Here is an 18468-nt window from a genome sequence, read left to right on the forward strand (position 1 = left end):
GGGCCCCCGTCAATTCCTTTGAGTTTTAATCTTGCGACCGTACTCCCCAGGCGGGGTGCTTAATGCGTTAGCTGCGTCACCGAACAGCAAGCTGCCCGACAACTAGCACCCATCGTTTACGGCGTGGACTACCAGGGTATCTAATCCTGTTTGCTCCCCACGCTGTCGCACCTCAGCGTCAGTACCGAGCCAGTGAGCCGCCTTCGCCACTGGTGTTCTTTCCAATATCTACGAATTTCACCTCTACACTGGAAATTCCACTCACCTCTCTCGGACTCTAGCCTTTCAGTTTTGGAGGCAGTTCCCGGGTTAAGCCCGGGGATTTCACCTCCAACTTGGAAAGCCGCCTACGTGCGCTTTACGCCCAGTAATTCCGAACAACGCTAGCCCCCTTCGTATTACCGCGGCTGCTGGCACGAAGTTAGCCGGGGCTTCTTCTACGGTTACCGTCATTATCTTCACCGTTGAAAGAGCTTTACAACCCTAGGGCCTTCATCACTCACGCGGCATGGCTGGATCAGGCTTGCGCCCATTGTCCAATATTCCCCACTGCTGCCTCCCGTAGGAGTCTGGGCCGTGTCTCAGTCCCAGTGTGGCTGATCATCCTCTCAGACCAGCTATGGATCGTCGCCTTGGTGAGCCTTTACCTCACCAACTAGCTAATCCAGCGCGGGCCCATCTAGGGGCGATAAATCTTTCACCCGAAGGTCGTATACGGTATTAGCACAAGTTTCCCTGAGTTATTCCGTACCCCTAGGTAGGTTCCCACGTGTTACTCACCCGTCTGCCACTGCTGTATTGCTACAGCCGTTCGACTTGCATGTATTAAGCCTGCCGCCAGCGTTCGTTCTGAGCCAGGATCAAACTCTCAAGTTGAGTTGATCCGACTTTTAAATCCCGCGAGGAATATCGCGGGACGCGACGCAAGACACATACTCTCGTTCTTGTCGATCTTGCGACCGACTAAACGGGGTAGTGTGTTTTGAAACGTCAGACAGTCGGTATTCGGTTTGCTCGATCTAGGTCGAGCTCGCCAGGACACCGCCGTCCACGTTTCTCTTTCTCAAACCACAATGTCAAAGAGCACCTTGGCTTCCTGACGCTTTCCGCGCCCCGAAACCGAGGGTCGTAACCGACCCGAAGGACAGTCAAAGCACCGCTTCCGGAGAAGTCGGGGCCAGCTGTCATCCATCATTGGATCGCTTACTAGGCCACAAAGATCACTGACAATCAAGTCTTACCAGCAATCTCTTTCCGAGGAGGAAGCGCGTCACCGTTTGGTGTTTGGCGTCGCGCCGTGGCCTCGTTGTGGAGCCGGTTTATAGGGGGGTCGGTTCGGCCTGTCAAACGCCTTTTGTGAGAAAATTCAAAAAAATTCACGGACATTGAGCTTGACTCTCTGAGCCAATTTTGCGAGGCGGCTCAAGGACTTCCCGCCAGGGCCGATTCCCGGCCCGATTCCTGCTCCCTGCGGTCCGGGGGGCTCCGCCCCCTCCCGATGGAGCGTTATGGGACGGCTTAATGCCCTCCGCACATATAGGGAGGAATAACGACAATTTCAGGCACGATTGGACCTAGAGTTCGTTGACAGGGCTGTCTGGAGCTAGCATCGTTCCATCACAGTACATTTCAGTTCGTTACGGCCGCCTGCGGGGGTAGCTGAAGCGGGCAAAACGGGCATTCGGCCCGTTATCGAGACGGCAAGGGGAACTATTTGTTCGACGCGGGGAAGCAGACCGAGGGGATCACGGCTGAATCGAGCGGCGAGGCTGAAGAGCCGGATGCCGGGCATAAACGCCCGGCCGGACTTCGCCACTCCCTTCAGCGCACCCTCAAGCTCTATGTCTCGGCCAGCCGGCTCGCTCTCGGCCAGAGCGCGGGCCAGAACCGCTGGCTGACAGCCGCCGGCGTCGCGGGCGCCCTCTCCTTCGCATTGCTCGGCACCGGCCTCGCGGCGCTGGTCGCCCCATATGCAGGTGTCCAGACGGCCGCCCTGACGGCCGACGACGCACCCCAGATCATCGCTCTTGATGCCGACGGCACCGGAGCAGGCTCGCTTTCGGCCATGGCCGGGCTTCGCTCCACGACGGGAGAAGCTCTGGCACGGACCGCGGAAAGCGAGGAAACGCCCGCATCCCCTGCCGATATCGCCGCTCTCGAGGCGGCCGAAGCCGCGCAGGAAGCGGCCGCAGCCCCCACAGAACCCGCCGGCCCGCAGACGGTCGAGACCAAGGTCGCGATCAATAACGGCGAAACTCTGATGCAGGTGCTGACCGATGCCGGCGCCGACCGGGTCGACGCCTATCACGCCATCGCGGCGATGAAACCGCATTACAGCCCGACCAAACTCCGCGCCGGGCAGCAGATTTCACTGACCTTCGAGACAAATCCCGCCTCTGGGGACGAATCTCCCGCCAAACTTCTCACCGCCATCTCGCTGCAACCCGATATCGATCGAGCAATCGAGGTCACCCGCACGGATGACGGCACCTACAAGACACGGCAATTCCAGAAAGAACTGACCAGCGGCTATGCCCGCGCCAAGGGCTCGATCCAGTCGAGCCTCTTCCTCGATGCCGACAAGGCGGGAATCCCCGCCCCGATCATCGTCGAGATGATCCGGATGTTCTCCTACAGCATCGACTTCCAGCGCGAAATTCACCCCGGCGACACTTTCGAAGTCTTCTTCGAGCGCAAATATGACGAGGAAGGCGTGCCTGTGAAATCGGGCCAGATCGCCTATGCGGCGCTCACCATCGAAGGCAAGAGCTATCGCCTGTGGCGTTTCAAGACGGCCGATGGCGACTGGGACTATTACGACGAGAACGGCAACAGCATGAAGAAGTTCCTGATGAAGACGCCGATCGACGGCGCCCGCATCAGCTCCGGCTTCGGCATGCGCAAGCACCCGATTCTCGGCTACAGCAAGCTCCACTCGGGCGTCGACTTCGCCGCGCCGAAAGGCACGCCGATCTATGCCGCGGGCGATGGCGTGGTGAGCAAGGCGGGCTGGGTCAACGGCTACGGCAACTACATTTCCGTCAAGCACGCCAATAATTACGAGACCGCCTACGCCCATATGAACGGCTTTGCCAAGGGCATGCGCGCCGGAACGCGCGTTCGTCAGGGCCAGGTGATCGGCTATGTCGGCTCGACCGGCCGCTCGACGGGCCCGCACCTCCATTACGAAATCCACATCGCCGGCAAGAAGGTGAACCCGCTGGGCGTGAAGATGGCGACCGGCATCAAGCTCACCGGAAAGCAGCTCGCGGCCTTCAAGGCGACGCGCCAGAAAGTGACGACCCAGATGGCCGAAGCGCCGCTCGTCACCAAGGTCGCGCAGGCCGGAGAGGCGAGCAACAAGGCGAACTGATCCTCCGAACAGGGATGAAAAAAGGGGCCGGATTTTCCGGCCCCTTTTCATTTTTCCGCCCGGAATGCGTCCGGAAACCCGCGCCTCAATGCACGACACGAAGGCCCGAATCCTCCTCGACATGGCCCTCCGGGACTTCGTGGCCGTCGATGATGATGCCTTGCACGCCCGCCGAAACGGTAACCGTCTCGCCATCCTTGATCCGCCCTTCGAGCAGCAATTCCGCGAGCGGGTCCTGCACATTGCGCTGGATGACGCGCTTCAGCGGCCGCGCGCCATAGATCGGGTCGTATCCCTGATCGGCAAGCCAGGTGCGCGCGCTGTCGTCGAGATGGATCGCGATCTTGCGGTCCCGTAGCAGCGCCCGCAGACGTTCGACCTGTATGTCGACGATCGCATCCATCTGCTCGCGCGTGAGACGATGGAAGAGCAGTATTTCGTCGAGCCGGTTGAGAAATTCGGGCCGGAAGCGCGACCGCACCACATCCATCACCTGCTCGCGCACCTCCTCCACATCCTCGCCCTCGGCCATGAATTCGGCGCCGAGATTGGAGGTCATGACGATCAGCACATTCTTGAAATCGACGGTGCGCCCCTGCCCGTCCGTCAGGCGCCCGTCATCGAGCACCTGCAGGAGGACGTTGAAAACGTCGGGATGCGCCTTCTCGATCTCGTCGAAAAGCACGACCTGATAGGGCCTGCGCCTCACCGCTTCGGTCAGGGCGCCGCCTTCCTCATAGCCGACATAGCCCGGAGGCGCGCCGATGAGGCGGGCGACCGAGTGCTTTTCCATATATTCCGACATGTCGAGACGACAGATCGCCTGATCGTCGTCGAAAAGGAATCCCGCAAGCGCCTTGGTGAGCTCCGTCTTGCCGACGCCCGTGGGCCCGAGAAAGAGGAACGAGCCGATCGGGCGATTCGGGTCCTGAAGGCCCGCCCGCGCGCGGCGCACCGCACGCGAAACGGCCGAAACCGCATCTTCCTGTCCGATGACGCGGCGCCCGATCTCCTTTTCCATGTTGAGGAGCTTCTCGCGCTCGCCCTCGAGCATCTTGTCGACGGGAATGCCCGTCCAGCGCGAGACGACCTGCGCGATGTGATTCTCCGTCACCGCTTCCTCGACGAGCTGGCCGGCTGCGCTTGCGCGCTTCTCCGTTTCGGCGAGCTTCTTCTCGAGTTCGGGGATGACGCCATAGGCAAGCTCGGAGGCGCGCTCGAGCTTGCCCGCACGCTGCGCCTGCACAAGCTCGTTACGCGCCGAATCGAGTTCTTCCTTGAGCTTCTGCGCGCTCGCGAGCTTCGACTTTTCAGCCTGCCATGCTGCGGCGAGATCGGCCGACTTCTTTTCGAGATCGGAAAGTTCCGTCTCGATCTTCTCGAGCCGGTCCTTCGACGCCTCGTCCTTTTCCTTTTTCAGCGCCTCGCGCTCGATCTTGAGCTGAATGATTCGCCGATCGATCTCGTCGAGCTCTTCCGGCTTCGAATCGACCTGCATGCGAAGCCTGCTCGCCGCCTCGTCCATGAGGTCGATGGCCTTGTCCGGCAGGAATCGATCCGAAATATAGCGATCGGAAAGCGTGGCGGCCGCGACGATGGCCGAATCGGTGATGCGGACGCCGTGATGGAGTTCGTATTTCTCCTTCAGGCCACGCAGAATCGAGATCGAATCCTCGACCGTCGGCTCGCCGACGTAAATCGGCTGGAAGCGCCGCGCCAGCGCCGCGTCCTTCTCCACATATTTGCGATACTCATCGAGCGTGGTCGCGCCGACGCAGTGCAATTCGCCGCGCGCAAGCGCGGGCTTGAGCAGATTAGAGGCATCCATGGCCCCGTCCGTCTTGCCGGCGCCGACAAGCGTGTGCAGCTCGTCGATGAAAAGCACGACGCCGCCATCGCTAGAGGCGATCTCGGTGAGCACGGCCTTCAGGCGCTCCTCGAATTCGCCGCGATATTTGGCGCCCGCGATGAGCGCGCCGAGATCGAGCGCGAGAAGCTGCTTGTTGCGCAGGCTCTCGGGCACGTCGCCATTCACGATTCGAAGCGCAAGCCCTTCGGCGATCGCTGTCTTGCCAACGCCCGGCTCGCCGATGAGCACCGGATTGTTCTTGGTGCGCCGCGCGAGCACCTGGATCGTGCGGCGAATCTCCTCGTCGCGGCCGATGACGGGATCGAGCTTGCCCGAGCGCGCGTCGGCCGTGAGGTCGCGCGCATATTTCTTCAGCGCGTCATAGCCCTCCTCGGCCCCGGCCGTGTCGGCCGTGCGGCCCTTGCGCACGCGCTCGATCGCCTCGTTGAGCGATTGCGCGGTGACGCCCGCCGTCTTCAGTATCTTTTCCGATTCGGTGCCCGGCTCGATCAGCAGCGCGAGCAGCATCCGCTCGGCGGTGACATAAGAATCGCCCGCCTTCTTCGCGAGCTTTTCGGCCTGATCGAAAATGCGCGCCGTCTCTGGCGCGAGATAAAGCTGGCCTGCCGCCGAGCCTTCCACTTTCGGAAGCTTCGCGAGCGCCGTCTCGACGCCGGCGAGCGCCTGATCGGGCCTGCCGCCAGCCGCGCGAATGAGCCCGGCGGCGAGACCTTCCTCGTCGTCGAGCAGAACCTTCAGAATATGTTCGGGGGTGAAGCGCTGATGACCCGAGCGAATGGCAAGCCCTTGCGCCGACTGGATGAAGCCGCGGCTGCGGTCGGTATATTTCTCCAGATCCATCTCTACGTCCTTTCAAGCGCGCTCCGATCGGCCCACTTCCCCGACATCCGTGCCGGAGAGACGTTGGCACCGCGGTCGAGCGCCTTTTGCAAATTATCGCCCAAGACCCCTTTCGCAGGCATTGCGCGAGATCAGCCCTCCTGGAGGCACTGATCTCGGGCAGATATGGTGTTACCGTGCAGCCACACAAGAGGGATGCACCGCCGGAAAGGGCGGGAATCCCGGAGAAATTGCGGAGGGGCGATGAACGGAACGGCAAGGATCGCGGAACTTTATCGTTACCCGATGAAGGGCATGTCGCCCGAACCGCTCGATGAGGCCGCGCTCGCACCGCGCGAATGCATCGCCTGGGATCGCGCCTTCGCGATCGAGAACGGTTCGGCCGATTTCGATCCGGACGCGCCGAAGCATTTTCCGAAGATCAAGTTCCTCATGCTGATGAAGAACGAGCGGCTGGCCAGGCTGCACTCGCGATTCGACGAGCGGACGGCGGAGTTTTCAATATCGGAGGATGGCCGCGAGCATGTCAGCGGCAATCTGATGACGCCGGAGGGGCGCGGGCGGATAGAAGCCTTCCTCGCCGCCTATATGAAGACCGATCTGAGGGGCGCGCCGCGCATCGTGCATGCGCCGGGTTTCACCCTGTCGGATGCCCCAGCGAAACTCGTCTCGATCATCAATCTCGCAAGCATCGAGGCCCTCGAGGCGGAGATCGGCCGCAAGGTCGATCCTTTGCGCTTCCGCGCCAATGTCTATGTCGAAGGGCTCGAACCCTGGGCGGACCATGAATGGGTGGGCCGCCATCTGCATCTCGGAAGCGCCCGCCTCAAAGGCGTGCATCTCATTCAGCGCTGCGCGGCAACCAATGTCGATCCCGTGACGGCCGAGCGCGACATGGAAATTCCGGCGACCCTTCAACGCCGCTGGGCCAGCATGGATCTCGGCCTTTATGCCGAGGTGCGCGAAGGCGGAACGATCCGCCCCGGCGACCGCCTGGAACTCGCCTGAGCAGCAATGAAAATGGCCCGGCAGAGCCGGGCCATCAAGATCGGTTATGACGATCCGGGAAGACGCCCGGATCAGACTGCCGTCACCTCGTCGGAGCCGGACGATGCGGCCTCGGAGTGCTCGCCATCTCCGTCGCGGCGCCCCTCTCCGGCCGCGCCCTCATGACGCGGACGCCGGCGGCGCCCCGGCCTGCGGCGCGGGCCATCCGAAGGCTGAGCGGCGCCATTTGCCTGCGCGGCGGCGTCGCCATTGAGCGCCACGATCGGCTCGCCGCCTTCCTGTTCATCACCGCCGCCGCTGGCCTCAGCCTGAAGCGGCGCGGGCTGCACATGCGGCTGATGCTGCTGATGCGGCTGGCGATCGCCGCGACCATTGCCGTTATTGTGGCGCGAGCCGAAGGGCTGCTGCTGTTGCTGGAAGCTGTGGCCGGGGAAATTCGGCTGCTCGGAACCGAAATCCTCCTCATCGTCCTCCTGCTCGTCATCGGGGCGATAGCCGAGATTGTTCTGGGGACGAAGCTGGCCTTCGCTGCCAATCTGGGAAGCCATCAGCAGGCGATAGTAATGTTCCGCATGCTGATAGTAATTCTCCGCCATGACACGGTCGCCGGCCGAGAGGGCATCGCGCGCAAGCTGCTGATACTTCTCGCACACATGCGCCGCGGTACCGCGGATCTTCACATCGGGCCCGTTGCTGTCATAAGCGCGGTTGCCCGTGTTCTGTGGCTTGCGCCCGCGCCCGCGCGACCGCTTGGAGTTCTGCCCCTGCCTCATATGGTCACTATCTCGCTACTGTTCATCAGAGAGTTCAAAGCAATCCGCTTCTGTCCAAATCCTGCGCGCGGCCCACGCTGCACGGACGCTCGTCGGACCGGCCGCCGGCACGCAATTCCGCATGGCATACTTCCGCACCAAATGCGCCCTCCGGCCCGGCCGGATCGCTCATGTCGGATGCTCAGAAGTTACGGCCCCCGACGCTACTGCCAGCGGCCCCGCTCTGGGCCGCATGCCAGGCGCCCGCCGCCGGATCCACCTCAAGCTCTCTTGAAACCGTTATGTCTGATGCGGTTTGAAGAGCGAGGCGATGTCCCTGGCTCAATTCCCTGTTCGCAACCTAGTCCTTAAAGCGGCTCATTCCAACCATTTTTTGCGGACCGCAAAGGCGGATTTTCAGCTCCGTGGCAGGCCCGCAACCAGCGCTCTCGGGACCCCGCCAAGATCGGGAACGACGCGAAGAACGTCAAGCCCCGCATCCGTGAACATGCAGCTCACCGCTTCAGACTGGCCAATTCCGAGTTCGAGCACCGCATGGCCGTGCGGCGGCAGAAGCCGCGGCAGAACCGCCGCAAGCGCCCGATAGGCGTCGAGCCCGTCCGCCCCGCCATCGAGCGCGAGACGGGGATCGAACTCGCGCACCTCTGGTTCCAGCGTTGCAATGTCGGCCGCCGGAATATAGGGCGGATTGGAAATGACGAGATCGAAGCGCTCCGCGATCCCCTCCGCCCAGCTCGCGCGGCGAAACGCCGCACGCGCACCGACGCCGAGCGCGTTCGCATTGCGCGACGCGGCCTCGACCGCCTCATCGGATATATCGACACCAAGCCCGCGCGCGTCCTTCCGCTCGTGAAGTAGTGCGATCAGCAGGCAGCCCGTGCCCGTGCCGAGATCGAGGATCGAGGGCGCCTCGACATCGCGCAAGAGATCGAGCGCCGTCTCGATCAGCGTCTCGCTATCCGGCCTCGGCTCGAGCGTCGATGGCGCGAGCCTGAACGGCAGTCCCCAGAATTCGCGCATGCCGAGAATGCGCGCCACCGGCTCGTGAGCAAGCCGGCGCGCCTCGAAGGAGCGAAGCGTCTCGACCTGCGCTTCGGTGAGGCGCGTGCCCGGCTCACGGATCATTTCGATCTCGTCACATCCGGCCGCCGCCTGCACGAGGAGCCGCGCGTCGAGTTCGGGACTTGCGATCCCCGCCTGCCGGAAACGCCAGTTGAGCATCCGGTATTCGTGATCGCGCGTCGTGATCACGCGTCCTCCCCGAGAGAGGCAAGCCGCGCCGCCTGATCCTCGGCGACGAGCGCGGAGATCAGCTCGTCCAGCGCCTCCCCTTCGAGAACCTGATCGAGCTTGTGCAGCGTGAGATTGATACGGTGATCGGTGACGCGGCTTTGCGGAAAATTATAGGTGCGGATGCGCTCGGACCGATCGCCCGATCCGACCTGCCCCTTCCGCTCCGCCGCCCGCTCGCGGTCGGCGCGCTCGCGCTCGGCCTCATAGATTCGCGCGCGCAGGATCTGCATGGCGCGGGCCTTGTTCTTGTGCTGCGACTTTTCATCCTGCTGCGAGACGACGATGCCCGTCGGCAGATGGGTGATGCGGACGGCGCTCTCCGTCTTGTTGACGTGCTGGCCGCCCGCGCCGCTCGCCCGGTAAACGTCGATCCTGAGATCCTTGTCCTCGATCTCGACATCGACATCCTCGGGCTCGGGCAACACGGCGACGGTCGCCGCCGAGGTGTGAATGCGGCCGCCCGCTTCCGTCGTCGGCACGCGCTGAACGCGGTGCACGCCCGATTCGAATTTGAGCCGGGCAAAAACGCCCCTGCCGGAAATCTCCGCGATGATTTCCTTGTAGCCGCCGACATCGCCGGGCGAGGCGCTGATGAGCCCGACCGACCAGCCCTGCTTGGCGGCATAGCGCTCATACATGCGGAAGAGATCGCCCGCGAATAGCGCGGCCTCGTCGCCGCCCGTCCCCGCGCGCACTTCCAGAATGACGTTCCGCTCGTCGGCCGCGTCCCTCGGCAGGAGCAGGAGCTGCACCTCGCGCTCGAGCAACGGCAATTCCTCCTCGAGCCGGTCAAGCTCCTCGCGCGCGATCCCTGCCATCTCCTTGTCGGAGAGGAGCGCGCGCGCTTCCTCGCGCGCCGTCTCCGCCGCCTTGAGCTTCCTCACCGCGTCGGCGACGGGCGACAGCTCGGCGAACTCCTTCGACAGCGCGACGAAGCGTTCGCGCGGCACGTTGGCATTCATTTCGGACTGAACCGCCTCGAAGCGGTCGAGAACCTTGCGAAGTCTTTCTTCGGGAATCATGGAATTGTCTTTGGGCTGCGGGAGAAAATGAGGCGAGGGGCGAGAGAGCGACGGATGAGCCGCTAATCGCCCGCAACCGCGCGCGGTTCCACAGCCGCTTCCTCGGCGAGCCGCGCGGCCTCGATTTCCTTCGCCTTCTCCTCGACGAGCGAAACGAGATGCTCGACGATCTCCTCATTGCGGATCTTGTGATCCGTGATGCCGGAAAGATAGATCATGCCCGAGCCCGCGCCGCCGCCGGTGAAGCCGATATCGGTCTGCGTCGCCTCGCCCGGCCCGTTGACGACGCAGCCGATGACCGAAAGCGTCATCGGCGTCGCGATATGCGCGAGCCGTTCCTCGAGGATCTTCACCGTGCCGATGACGTCGAAACCCTGCCGTGCGCAGGAAGGGCACGAAATGATCGTGACGCCCCGGTGACGAAGCTCGAGCGATTTTAGAATGTCGAAACCGACCTTCACCTCCTCGACGGGCGCCGCCGAGAGCGACACGCGGATCGTGTCGCCAATGCCCGCCCAGAGAAGCGAGCCGAGGCCGATCGACGATTTGATCGTGCCGGACATGAGCCCGCCCGCCTCGGTCACACCGAGATGGAGCGGGCAGTCGATCGCCTCCGCAAGCTGCTGATAGGCGGCGACGGTGAGGAACACGTCCGACGCCTTCACGCTGATCTTGAATTCGTGGAAATCGTGATCCTGCAGAATGCGCGCATGATCGAGCGCGCTCTCCACCATCGCTTCGGGGCAGGGCTCGCCATATTTCTCCAGGAGATCGCGCTCGAGGGAACCGGCATTGACGCCGATCCGCATGGAGCAGCCATGATCCTTCGCCGCCTGAACGACCTCGCGCACACGCGCGGCCGAGCCGATATTGCCCGGATTGATGCGCAGACAGGCAGCCCCCGCCTCCGCCGCCTCGATCGCCCGGCGATAGTGGAAATGGATGTCGGCCACGATCGGGATCGTCGTCGCCCGCACGATCTCCCTGAGCGCCCGCGTCGAATCCTCGTCCGGGCACGATACCCGCACGATGTCGCAGCCCGCCTCCTCGATCTGGCGGATCTGCTCGATCGTCGCCTTGGCGTCCGAGGTCAGCGTGTTCGTCATCGTCTGGACGGAAATCGGCGCATCGCCGCCCACGGCGACGCGACCCACATGGATCTGCCGGCTCTTCCTGCGAGCGATGTCGCGCCAGGGACGAATACTCATGCGATCAAGTCCGGCCGGAAGCGATCCGGCACATGCTGAAGGGCCTCGAAGGGCTCACATGGGCCTCTTCATAGCAGACAAGGACAGGCCCCGAGAGCCTTTTCATAACAAAAATATCGCCGCGGCGGAAACCGCCCGGAAATGCAAGGCGCGGAGATGCGCGTCTTTCCAAGGAAAGCCGGCGGTTTTCGCGGGAAACCCTAGTTCGCCCGGCTCGCGCGCGATGGGGCAGCCGCCGGTGCGGCAGCGGCTTCAGCGGCGGCATCCGCCGGGGCGGAAGCGGTCTCGGCCGTCAGAGGCTTCGGCAGCGCCGCGACGAGATCGGCCGGATCGAGCGACTTGCCCGTCAGAACCAGTGTCGGCGGCCCGGCAAGGCCGAGCGAGGTGCCGTCGACCAGAAGCTCGAAGGCGCTCGCGTCGCGGGCGACGAGAATGACGCCCGGCTTGCCCGGCGCGCGATAGCTGTCGCCAAGCGCCAGCGTGCGCTCGATCAGCACATGACCCTGAGCGTCTTCGACGCGAATCCAGGCGTCGTTCTTGCGCGCCCGGACGACGACGCGCCCGTCGATATTTTCGCTGCCGAAAGCCTGGCCGGCCGGAAGCGGCGGCAAGGCCTGAGCGGCGGGCGCCTCGGGCGCCGCGGATGCGACTTCGGCCGGCGCCACGGCGGCGGTCTGCGTTTCGCCCGTTCCGGCGGCGGCACCTTCCGGCGCTGTCGCGACCGGGCTCGGCGGAACGGCATAGACGGGCGCTGCCGCGCTCGCGGCCGGAGCGGAAGGCCGCGTGGCCGCGGATGCCGGATCGCCGCTCAGCGACGTCGCAACCAGGCGCTCATCGGCCGAACCGGCCGAGCCGGTGGCGCGCGCCTCGATATGTTCCGGCACGGGCGGCACCCGCTCGGTCATCATCCGGTCGGCGGAATGGGTGAGAAGCCAGCCGCCATAGATGCCGGCCGCGATGACGACGCCGACGATCAGAAGGCTGCCGCGCGGCAGCCGCGTCTCCCGGCTGAGTTTCGGGAAAGGTAGCTCCTCCCTGACTTCCTCATTGCCGTCGAGTTCGACCTTGTAGCGCTCGACGATATGCGTCGAATCGAGCCCCAGATGCTCCGCATAGGAACGGACGAAGCCGATCGCATAGGCCCGGCCGGGCAGCGCCGCGTCCCGCCCCTCTTCGAGCGCCTCGAGATGCTCGCGCCTGATCCGCAGCGTCTGGGCGATGGTCCGCAGATCCTCGCCCCGGCGCGTGCGCGCGGCGCGCAGTTCGGCCCCCACGGTGTCAATCTGAAGCGGAATGTCGGAGGTGATATCTCTCAAATGCAGGCGGCGGCGGCTTTCCGTCCGCTCTTCGGTCGGCAGCGACGTAACATTGATCATAGCGTTGGGATCTTCCCCGAGCTGAGCCGTCCCCATTTGCACTTCACCATGCGGCCGAAGTCAGCCACGACCGCTCATGTGCCGATTTGGGCCGAGACTCGCCCCTGCACGCCGGTTATGACCTAAGCCGATGAATACGCCCGATATTTACCCGGTCTGAGCTTCCCCGCGGCTGCGTCCGAGTAGGTAGAATAAATCAAAACCGCTGCCTGACCGCAACTGCCGATTGGTCCATAAGTACCAAAATAAACCAGATTCGCGCCGTGGACGGATTGCGGAGTTCTAGACCGCGACGGCGTGATCCTCGGCGAACTGGTGCAGCCTGTCGCGCACCGTCGGGTCGGGCAGACCGTAGAGCCCTTCCATGAAGGCTTCGAGATCCTGCGCCTTGACCGAACGCGCCATCATCTTGACCGGACCGATCGCCGCCGGAGACATCGAAATCCGGCGGAATCCGACACCGACCAACGCCATGGCCTCGAGCGGCTTGCCCGACATCTCGCCGCAAAGCGTGACCGGCACGCCATGCGCGCGGCACTTGAGCACGATGAAGCGCAGGAAACTCAGAACGGCCGGGCTCAGCAGGTCGTAGCGATTGGCCACGCGCGGATTGCCGCGGTCGGTCGCGAAGAGGAACTGCAAGAGGTCGTTGCTCCCCACGCTGACGAAATCGACCAGCGGCAGAAGCGTATCGAGCTGCCAGACGAGCGAGGGCACCTCGAGCATGGTTCCGATTTCGATATGCGCGGGCGCCTGCTTGCCGAACTTCGCCAGCCGCGCCAGCTCCTTGTCGACAAGGCCGCGAGCACGCTTGAACTCGGCGACCTCGGCCACCATCGGAAACATGATGCGCAGCGAACGCCCGGCCGCCGCCGCCAGCAGGGCACGAAGCTGATGGCGCAGCAGCGCCGGCCGGTCGAGACCGATGCGGATGGCGCGCCAGCCAAGCGCCGGGTTCTCTTCCTTGAACGCCGCCATGTCCATATAAGGCAGCATCTTGTCGCCGCCTATGTCGAGCGTGCGAAAGACCGTCGGCTTGTCGCCCGCCGCGTCGAGCACGGCCGAATAAAGCTCGATCTGGTCCTTGAGGCTCGGCAGCTTGGATGCCACCATGAACTGAAGCTCGGTGCGGAAGAGGCCGATGCCTTCCGCACCCGATTCGTGCAGGTGCCGCAGATCGACCTGGAGCCCGGCATTGAGGAAGAGGTCGACCTTCTGCCCGTCGAGCGTGATCGCCGGCTCGTGGCGGATGGCCTGATACTGCGCCTGCTTGCGGGCCCGGAAGCGCGCCTTTTCCGAATAGGAATCAATGATGTCCTGCGAGGGGCGCACATAGACGTCCCCCATATCGCCATCGACGATGATCGCATCGCCCTGATCGATATGATCGATGATCGTTTCGGCGCGCCCGACGGTAGCGATGCCGAGCGCGCGGGCGACAATCGTCACATGTGCATTCTGCGCGCCTTCCTCCAGAACGAGGCCGCGCAGTCTCTCCTTGTCGTAATCGAGCAGTTCCGCCGGGCCCATGTTGCGCGCGATGACGATCGCATCGTTCGGCAGATTGCCACTGGCGGACGACAGTTTCACGCCGGTGAGCTGACGCAGCAGCCGGTTGGCGAGATCGTCGAAATCGTGCAGGCGTTCGCGCAGGTAAGGATCGGCCGCGCGCTGAAGCCGCGCGCGCGTATCGTTCTGCACGCGCTCGACCGCCGCCTCAGCCGTGAGGCCCGTCCGCACCGCCTCGATCATGCGCTGGAGCCAGCCGCGATCGTTCGCAAACATGCGATAGGCCTGCAGGACCTCGCGGTGTTCGCCCGCATGGCTGAGGTCCTCGGTCGCGAGCATGTCGTCGATCGAGCCACGCAGCTCGTAAACGGCCTGCTCGAGGCGGTTGAGTTCGAGATCGACGTCTTCCGCGATGAGCTTCGTCACATGGACGCGCGGCTCATGGAGGACGGCGTGGCCAAGCGCGATGCCTTCGGAAAAGGAGGCGCCCTGCACGTGATAGGGCCGCCGCCGCGTCAGCGTCGGCTCGTCGAGTTCCTGAAGATTGATGAGGTCGCCCGCCGCCACGACCTCGGCGAGCACCATCGCCACCGTCTGCAGCGCCTCCACCTCTTCCTCGGTGTAGTTGCGCTTCGTCCGGTTCTGCACGACGAGCACGCCGACGACGCGCCCCGAACGCAGGATCGGCACGCCCATCAGCGATTTGTAGACTTCTTCGCCCGTTTCCGGCCGGTAGGCGAAACCCGGATGCGACTGGGCGTCGGCAAGATTGAGGGGCCGCGCATGCGCCGCGATGTCGCCGACCAGACCTTCCCCGACCCTGAGCCGGGTCTTGTGGACGGCGCTCGGCTTAAGACCTTCGGTCGCGAAGAGTTCGAGTTCCTGCGTCGGCCGCATGAGGTAGACGGAGCACACCTCCGCCACCATGTTCGCCGCGATCAGAACGACGATCTTGTCGAGCCGCTTCTGCGCGCTTTCCGGCTCCGCCATGGCCTCGCGCAGCCTGCGGAGCAAGACGCGGGGACCACCGACGGAGCCCGCCATCAGCTCTCGCCCCCTTTGCAGCGCCGCGCGGGACGCGCGAAGGCATGGGCGCGCCGGATCGATGCCCGAAGCGCCATATGCATGCTGCGGATGTCATGGAGCGGAAGGTTCACGCAGTCTCCGTTATTGGCCGTCCAGCCCATAGGCCGTGTGGAGCGCCCGCACGGCAAGCTCACTATATTCCGAAGCGATGAGCACGCTCACCTTGATCTCGGAGGTCGTGATCGCAAGGATATTGATGCCCTTGGAGGCAAGCGTCTCGAACATCGTCTTGGCGACGCCCGCATGGCTTCGCATCCCGATGCCGATGATCGACACCTTCACGACATTCGTGTCTGTCCGGATTTCATCGCAGCCGATCTCGGGCTGGGCCTTGCGGATGACGTCCTCCGCGCGCGCAAGCTCCGCCTGCGGAACCGTGAACGTGATGTCGGTGCTCTTGCCGTCCTCGGACACGTTCTGGATGATCATGTCGACATTGATCGAATTGTCCGCGAGCGGACCGAAGACGCGGGCGGCGACACCCGGCTTGTCTGCGACCTTGACGAGCGTCACCTTGGCCTCGTCCTTCGAATAGGCGATACCGCTTACGACCTGCTGTTCCACGATTTCTTCCTCGTCGCAAACAAGGGTGCCAGGGACGATTGCATCAGGACCGCTCAACTGCGGCGCGTCGGGCGCCTCGAAGCTCGAGCGAACCTGAAGGCGCACACGGTGAACCATGGCGAGCTCGACGGAACGGGTCTGAAGAACCTTGGCGCCGAGCGACGCCATCTCCAGCATCTCCTCGTAACTGATCTTATCAAGCTTTCGGGCCTTCGCAACGATGCGGGGGTCCGTCGTATAAACGCCATCGACATCGGTATAGATGTCGCAGCGATCGGCCTTGATCGCCGCTGCGATCGCCACCGCGCTCGTGTCCGAGCCGCCGCGTCCGAGCGTCGTTATCCTGTTGTCGGGCGCGAGCCCCTGAAAGCCGGCAATGACGGCGACCTGCCCCTGGGACAGGCGCTCGATGAGCGCACCGCCATTTACGTCCGTGATGCGCGCCGCGCCATGCGCATTGTCGGTACGGATCGGAATCTGCCAGCCGAGCCATGAGCGCGCCGAGACGCCGATACGCTGCAACTCGATCGCGAGCAGCCCCACCGTGACCTGCTCGCCGGTCGCCACCACCGTGTCGTATTCGCGGGCGTCGTGCACCGAGGCCGTTTCGCGCGCCCAGGCAACGAGCTGATTCGTGGTTCCGGCCATGGCCGAGACGACCACCGCAACCTCGTTGCCCGCATCGACCTCGCGTTTGACGTGGCTCGCCACATTGCGGATGCGCTCGACATCCGCAACCGAGGTGCCGCCGAACTTCATGACCAGTCTGGCCATAGTAGCAAATCCCAGTTAGGGGCCCGGATGACCGAACCCGCGCACACCCGTTTCGTCTGCCCCGCTGGACCTGAGCCATGGGGGCGCCCTATATCATGTCGCGAGTGGGATGGACCTGATACCGAACCGGGCCAAGTTTTCCTGCCAGCCGGGACCGGACCGATCGGCCCACCCTCCGGCGCGCGGGCCCATACATACTCGGATGGCACTGGTGCCGCAACCGGGGGTGAAGGATGATGGCCCGACCGCTTTGACGCACCTGCGAAAGAAAGAGCTTCCGATATGAGCATGGCCGCAAAGTCAGCACTCGAAGGCGGGTCAGCACTCGAAGGTGGGTCCGTACCCGTAGCCGGCGTCAGCACGGTCGACCCCGAAGAGGTCGCCCGCTTTTCGGCCCTGGCGGCCGAATGGTGGGACCCGACGGGCAAGTTCCGCCCGCTGCACAAGTTCAATCCGGTCAGGCTCTCCTATATCCGGGAGAGCGCCGTGCGCCACTTCGGCCTCGACGGGGCAAACGCCCGGCCCTTCATGGGCCTCCGCCTCCTCGACATAGGCTGCGGTGGCGGCCTTCTGTCTGAGCCCATGTGCCGCCTCGGCGCGCAGGTTCTGGGAGCCGATGCCGGGGAAAGGAACATCGCCACCGCCTCCGTCCACGCGGCCGAGCAGGGTCTTGCCATCGACTATCGCTGCACCACGGCCGAGGCGCTTGCGGAGGCGGGCGAGACGTTCGACCTCATTCTCAACATGGAAGTGATCGAGCATGTCGCCGACCGGGACGCCTTCATCCGCGCCTGCGCCGCGATGCTCCGACCCGGCGGCCTGATGATCGTGGCGACCCTCAACCGCACCTTCAAGGCGCTGGGCCTTGCCGTGATCGGCGCCGAATACGTTCTCGGCTGGCTGCCGCGCGGCACGCATGACTGGTCGAAATTCGTCACGCCCGGCGAATTGCGGCAGAGCCTGGAGGGCGCCGGCCTTTCCATCCCGGAAATGACGGGCGTCGCCTACAATCCGATTTCCGACCGCTGGTCGCTCACGCGCGATATGGGCGTCAATTACATGGCGCTCGCCGTCAAGGCCGGTCAGGGCTGAGCGCGATGGGGCGCGCTCCGGTCGACCTCGCGATCAAGCGTGCGCCGCGCCAGAAACGCGCCGTCGAAACCTATGAGCGCATCCTCGGCGTCGCCGCTCGCCTTCTCGTGGACATCGGCGTCGAGCGCATCTCGACGAATCTGATCGCCGCCGAAGCCGGCATCAAGGTGCCGGCGCTCTATCGTTACTTCCCGAACAAATATGCCGTGCTGATGGCGCTGGGCGACCGGCTGATGACGCGCCAGAACGCGGTCATCGAGGAATGGCTCGCCCGTTCGAGCAACCGGACGGAGCCCGACGCCCTTATCGAGGACATTTCCTTTCTCCTCGAACGCACCGTCGAGGTGACGCGGGCCGAGCCCGCCGCACTCGCCATCACGCTGGCGCTGCGGGCCGTGCCACCGCTTCAGGAGGTGCGCGTCTCCTCGCACCGGCTCGTCAGCGACCTCATCACCGATCAGGTCGCCCCCCGCCTGCCGGGCGTGCCGCGCGCGGAAATCTGGCCGCGCGTCCGGCTCTCGGTCGAGCTTTCCTACGCCGCGATAGAGATGATCCTGGAGGAAGACGAGGTCGATGCGGCGACCGTCACGGGCGAGACGGCAGCCTTCGTCCGCGCCTATTGGCGAAACTGGCTGAGCGGGCTCGACCAAAAAGATAGTCATGACTAATTTTTATTGACG

Annotated in this window: 12 protein-coding genes and 1 rRNA gene; 4 read left to right on the forward strand and 9 right to left on the reverse strand. The window is 64.0% G+C overall.

Annotated elements, in window-relative coordinates; translation table 11 throughout:
* Positions 1 to 876 (reverse strand): 16S ribosomal RNA (locus PKA57_RS13035); the annotation flags it as partial.
* Positions 877 to 1714: 838 nt separating this feature from the next.
* Between PKA57_RS13035 and PKA57_RS13040 the strand changes: the two genes are divergently transcribed.
* On the forward strand, positions 1715 to 3373 hold the full coding sequence (locus PKA57_RS13040; RefSeq protein ID WP_324301240.1) for a peptidoglycan DD-metalloendopeptidase family protein: 1659 nt from the start codon (positions 1715 to 1717) through the stop codon (positions 3371 to 3373).
* 85 nt (positions 3374 to 3458) lie between these two features.
* Here PKA57_RS13040 and clpB read toward each other — a convergent pair whose 3' ends face one another.
* Complete coding sequence (gene clpB, locus PKA57_RS13045) at positions 3459 to 6083, reverse strand: ATP-dependent chaperone ClpB (protein WP_324301242.1); 2625 nt, start codon at positions 6081 to 6083, stop codon at positions 3459 to 3461.
* A 243-nt stretch (positions 6084 to 6326) separates the two neighbouring features.
* Here clpB and PKA57_RS13050 point away from each other — a divergent pair, with 243 nt between their 5' ends.
* On the forward strand, positions 6327 to 7091 hold the full coding sequence (locus tag PKA57_RS13050) for an MOSC domain-containing protein (protein WP_324301244.1): 765 nt from the start codon (positions 6327 to 6329) through the stop codon (positions 7089 to 7091).
* Between the two features lie 71 nt (positions 7092 to 7162).
* Here the strand turns inward: PKA57_RS13050 and PKA57_RS13055 are convergent, their stop codons facing one another.
* From PKA57_RS13055 to PKA57_RS13085, 7 genes are all read right to left on the reverse strand, one after another.
* Positions 7163 to 7864, reverse strand: a complete 702-nt coding sequence (locus PKA57_RS13055) for a DUF4167 domain-containing protein (protein WP_324301246.1) — start codon at positions 7862 to 7864, stop codon at positions 7163 to 7165.
* Positions 7865 to 8260: 396 nt separating this feature from the next.
* Positions 8261 to 9115, reverse strand: a complete 855-nt coding sequence (gene prmC, locus PKA57_RS13060; protein WP_324301248.1) for a peptide chain release factor N(5)-glutamine methyltransferase — start codon at positions 9113 to 9115, stop codon at positions 8261 to 8263.
* Positions 9112 to 10179, reverse strand: a complete 1068-nt coding sequence (gene prfA / locus PKA57_RS13065) for a peptide chain release factor 1 (RefSeq protein ID WP_324301250.1) — start codon at positions 10177 to 10179, stop codon at positions 9112 to 9114. The genes prmC and prfA overlap by 4 nt, the downstream gene beginning before the upstream one ends.
* A gap of 62 nt (positions 10180 to 10241) precedes the next feature.
* Positions 10242 to 11387, reverse strand: coding sequence for a flavodoxin-dependent (E)-4-hydroxy-3-methylbut-2-enyl-diphosphate synthase (gene ispG / locus PKA57_RS13070; RefSeq protein ID WP_324301252.1), 1146 nt, complete (start codon positions 11385 to 11387; stop codon positions 10242 to 10244).
* Positions 11388 to 11587: 200 nt separating this feature from the next.
* Positions 11588 to 12763 carry a RodZ domain-containing protein gene (locus PKA57_RS13075; RefSeq protein ID WP_324301254.1) on the reverse strand — a complete coding sequence of 392 codons (1176 nt, stop codon included), beginning with the start codon at positions 12761 to 12763 and terminating at the stop codon, positions 11588 to 11590.
* A 282-nt stretch (positions 12764 to 13045) separates the two neighbouring features.
* A complete protein-coding gene (ptsP, locus tag PKA57_RS13080) occupies positions 13046 to 15316 on the reverse strand; it encodes a phosphoenolpyruvate--protein phosphotransferase (protein WP_324301256.1) in 2271 nt (756 codons plus the stop codon).
* Between the two features lie 123 nt (positions 15317 to 15439).
* Positions 15440 to 16696 (reverse strand): aspartate kinase, encoded by a 1257-nt coding sequence (locus PKA57_RS13085; protein WP_324301258.1) that lies wholly within the window; start codon positions 16694 to 16696, stop codon positions 15440 to 15442.
* A gap of 282 nt (positions 16697 to 16978) precedes the next feature.
* Here PKA57_RS13085 and ubiG point away from each other — a divergent pair, with 282 nt between their 5' ends.
* Both ubiG and PKA57_RS13095 read left to right on the forward strand, forming a co-directional pair.
* Positions 16979 to 17788 (forward strand): bifunctional 2-polyprenyl-6-hydroxyphenol methylase/3-demethylubiquinol 3-O-methyltransferase UbiG, encoded by an 810-nt coding sequence (ubiG, locus tag PKA57_RS13090; protein ID WP_324301260.1) that lies wholly within the window; start codon positions 16979 to 16981, stop codon positions 17786 to 17788.
* A gap of 5 nt (positions 17789 to 17793) precedes the next feature.
* Positions 17794 to 18456: a TetR/AcrR family transcriptional regulator gene (locus PKA57_RS13095; RefSeq protein ID WP_324301262.1), complete on the forward strand. Its 663-nt coding sequence runs from the start codon at positions 17794 to 17796 to the stop codon at positions 18454 to 18456.
* The last annotated feature ends 12 nt before the right edge of the window (positions 18457 to 18468 follow it).

The sequence above is a fragment of the Parvibaculum sp. genome, from assembly GCF_035325945.1.
Classification (GTDB): domain Bacteria; phylum Pseudomonadota; class Alphaproteobacteria; order Parvibaculales; family Parvibaculaceae; genus Parvibaculum.

Excerpts from the sequence above, each read along its gene's own strand:
- clpB (WP_324301242.1), bottom strand. The coding sequence starts at position 6,083 with ATGGATCTGGAGAAATATACCGACCGCAGCCGCGGCTTCATCCAGTCG.
- PKA57_RS13050 (WP_324301244.1), top strand. The coding sequence starts at position 6,327 with ATGAACGGAACGGCAAGGATCGCGGAACTTTATCGTTACCCGATGAAG.
- PKA57_RS13055 (WP_324301246.1), bottom strand. The coding sequence starts at position 7,864 with ATGAGGCAGGGGCAGAACTCCAAGCGGTCGCGCGGGCGCGGGCGCAAG.
- prfA (WP_324301250.1), bottom strand. The coding sequence starts at position 10,179 with ATGATTCCCGAAGAAAGACTTCGCAAGGTTCTCGACCGCTTCGAGGCG.
- ispG (WP_324301252.1), bottom strand. The coding sequence starts at position 11,387 with ATGAGTATTCGTCCCTGGCGCGACATCGCTCGCAGGAAGAGCCGGCAG.
- PKA57_RS13075 (WP_324301254.1), bottom strand. The coding sequence starts at position 12,763 with ATGATCAATGTTACGTCGCTGCCGACCGAAGAGCGGACGGAAAGCCGC.
- ptsP (WP_324301256.1), bottom strand. The coding sequence starts at position 15,316 with ATGGCGGGCTCCGTCGGTGGTCCCCGCGTCTTGCTCCGCAGGCTGCGC.
- PKA57_RS13085 (WP_324301258.1), bottom strand. The coding sequence starts at position 16,696 with ATGGCCAGACTGGTCATGAAGTTCGGCGGCACCTCGGTTGCGGATGTC.
- ubiG (WP_324301260.1), top strand. The coding sequence starts at position 16,979 with ATGAGCATGGCCGCAAAGTCAGCACTCGAAGGCGGGTCAGCACTCGAA.
- PKA57_RS13095 (WP_324301262.1), top strand. The coding sequence starts at position 17,794 with ATGGGGCGCGCTCCGGTCGACCTCGCGATCAAGCGTGCGCCGCGCCAG.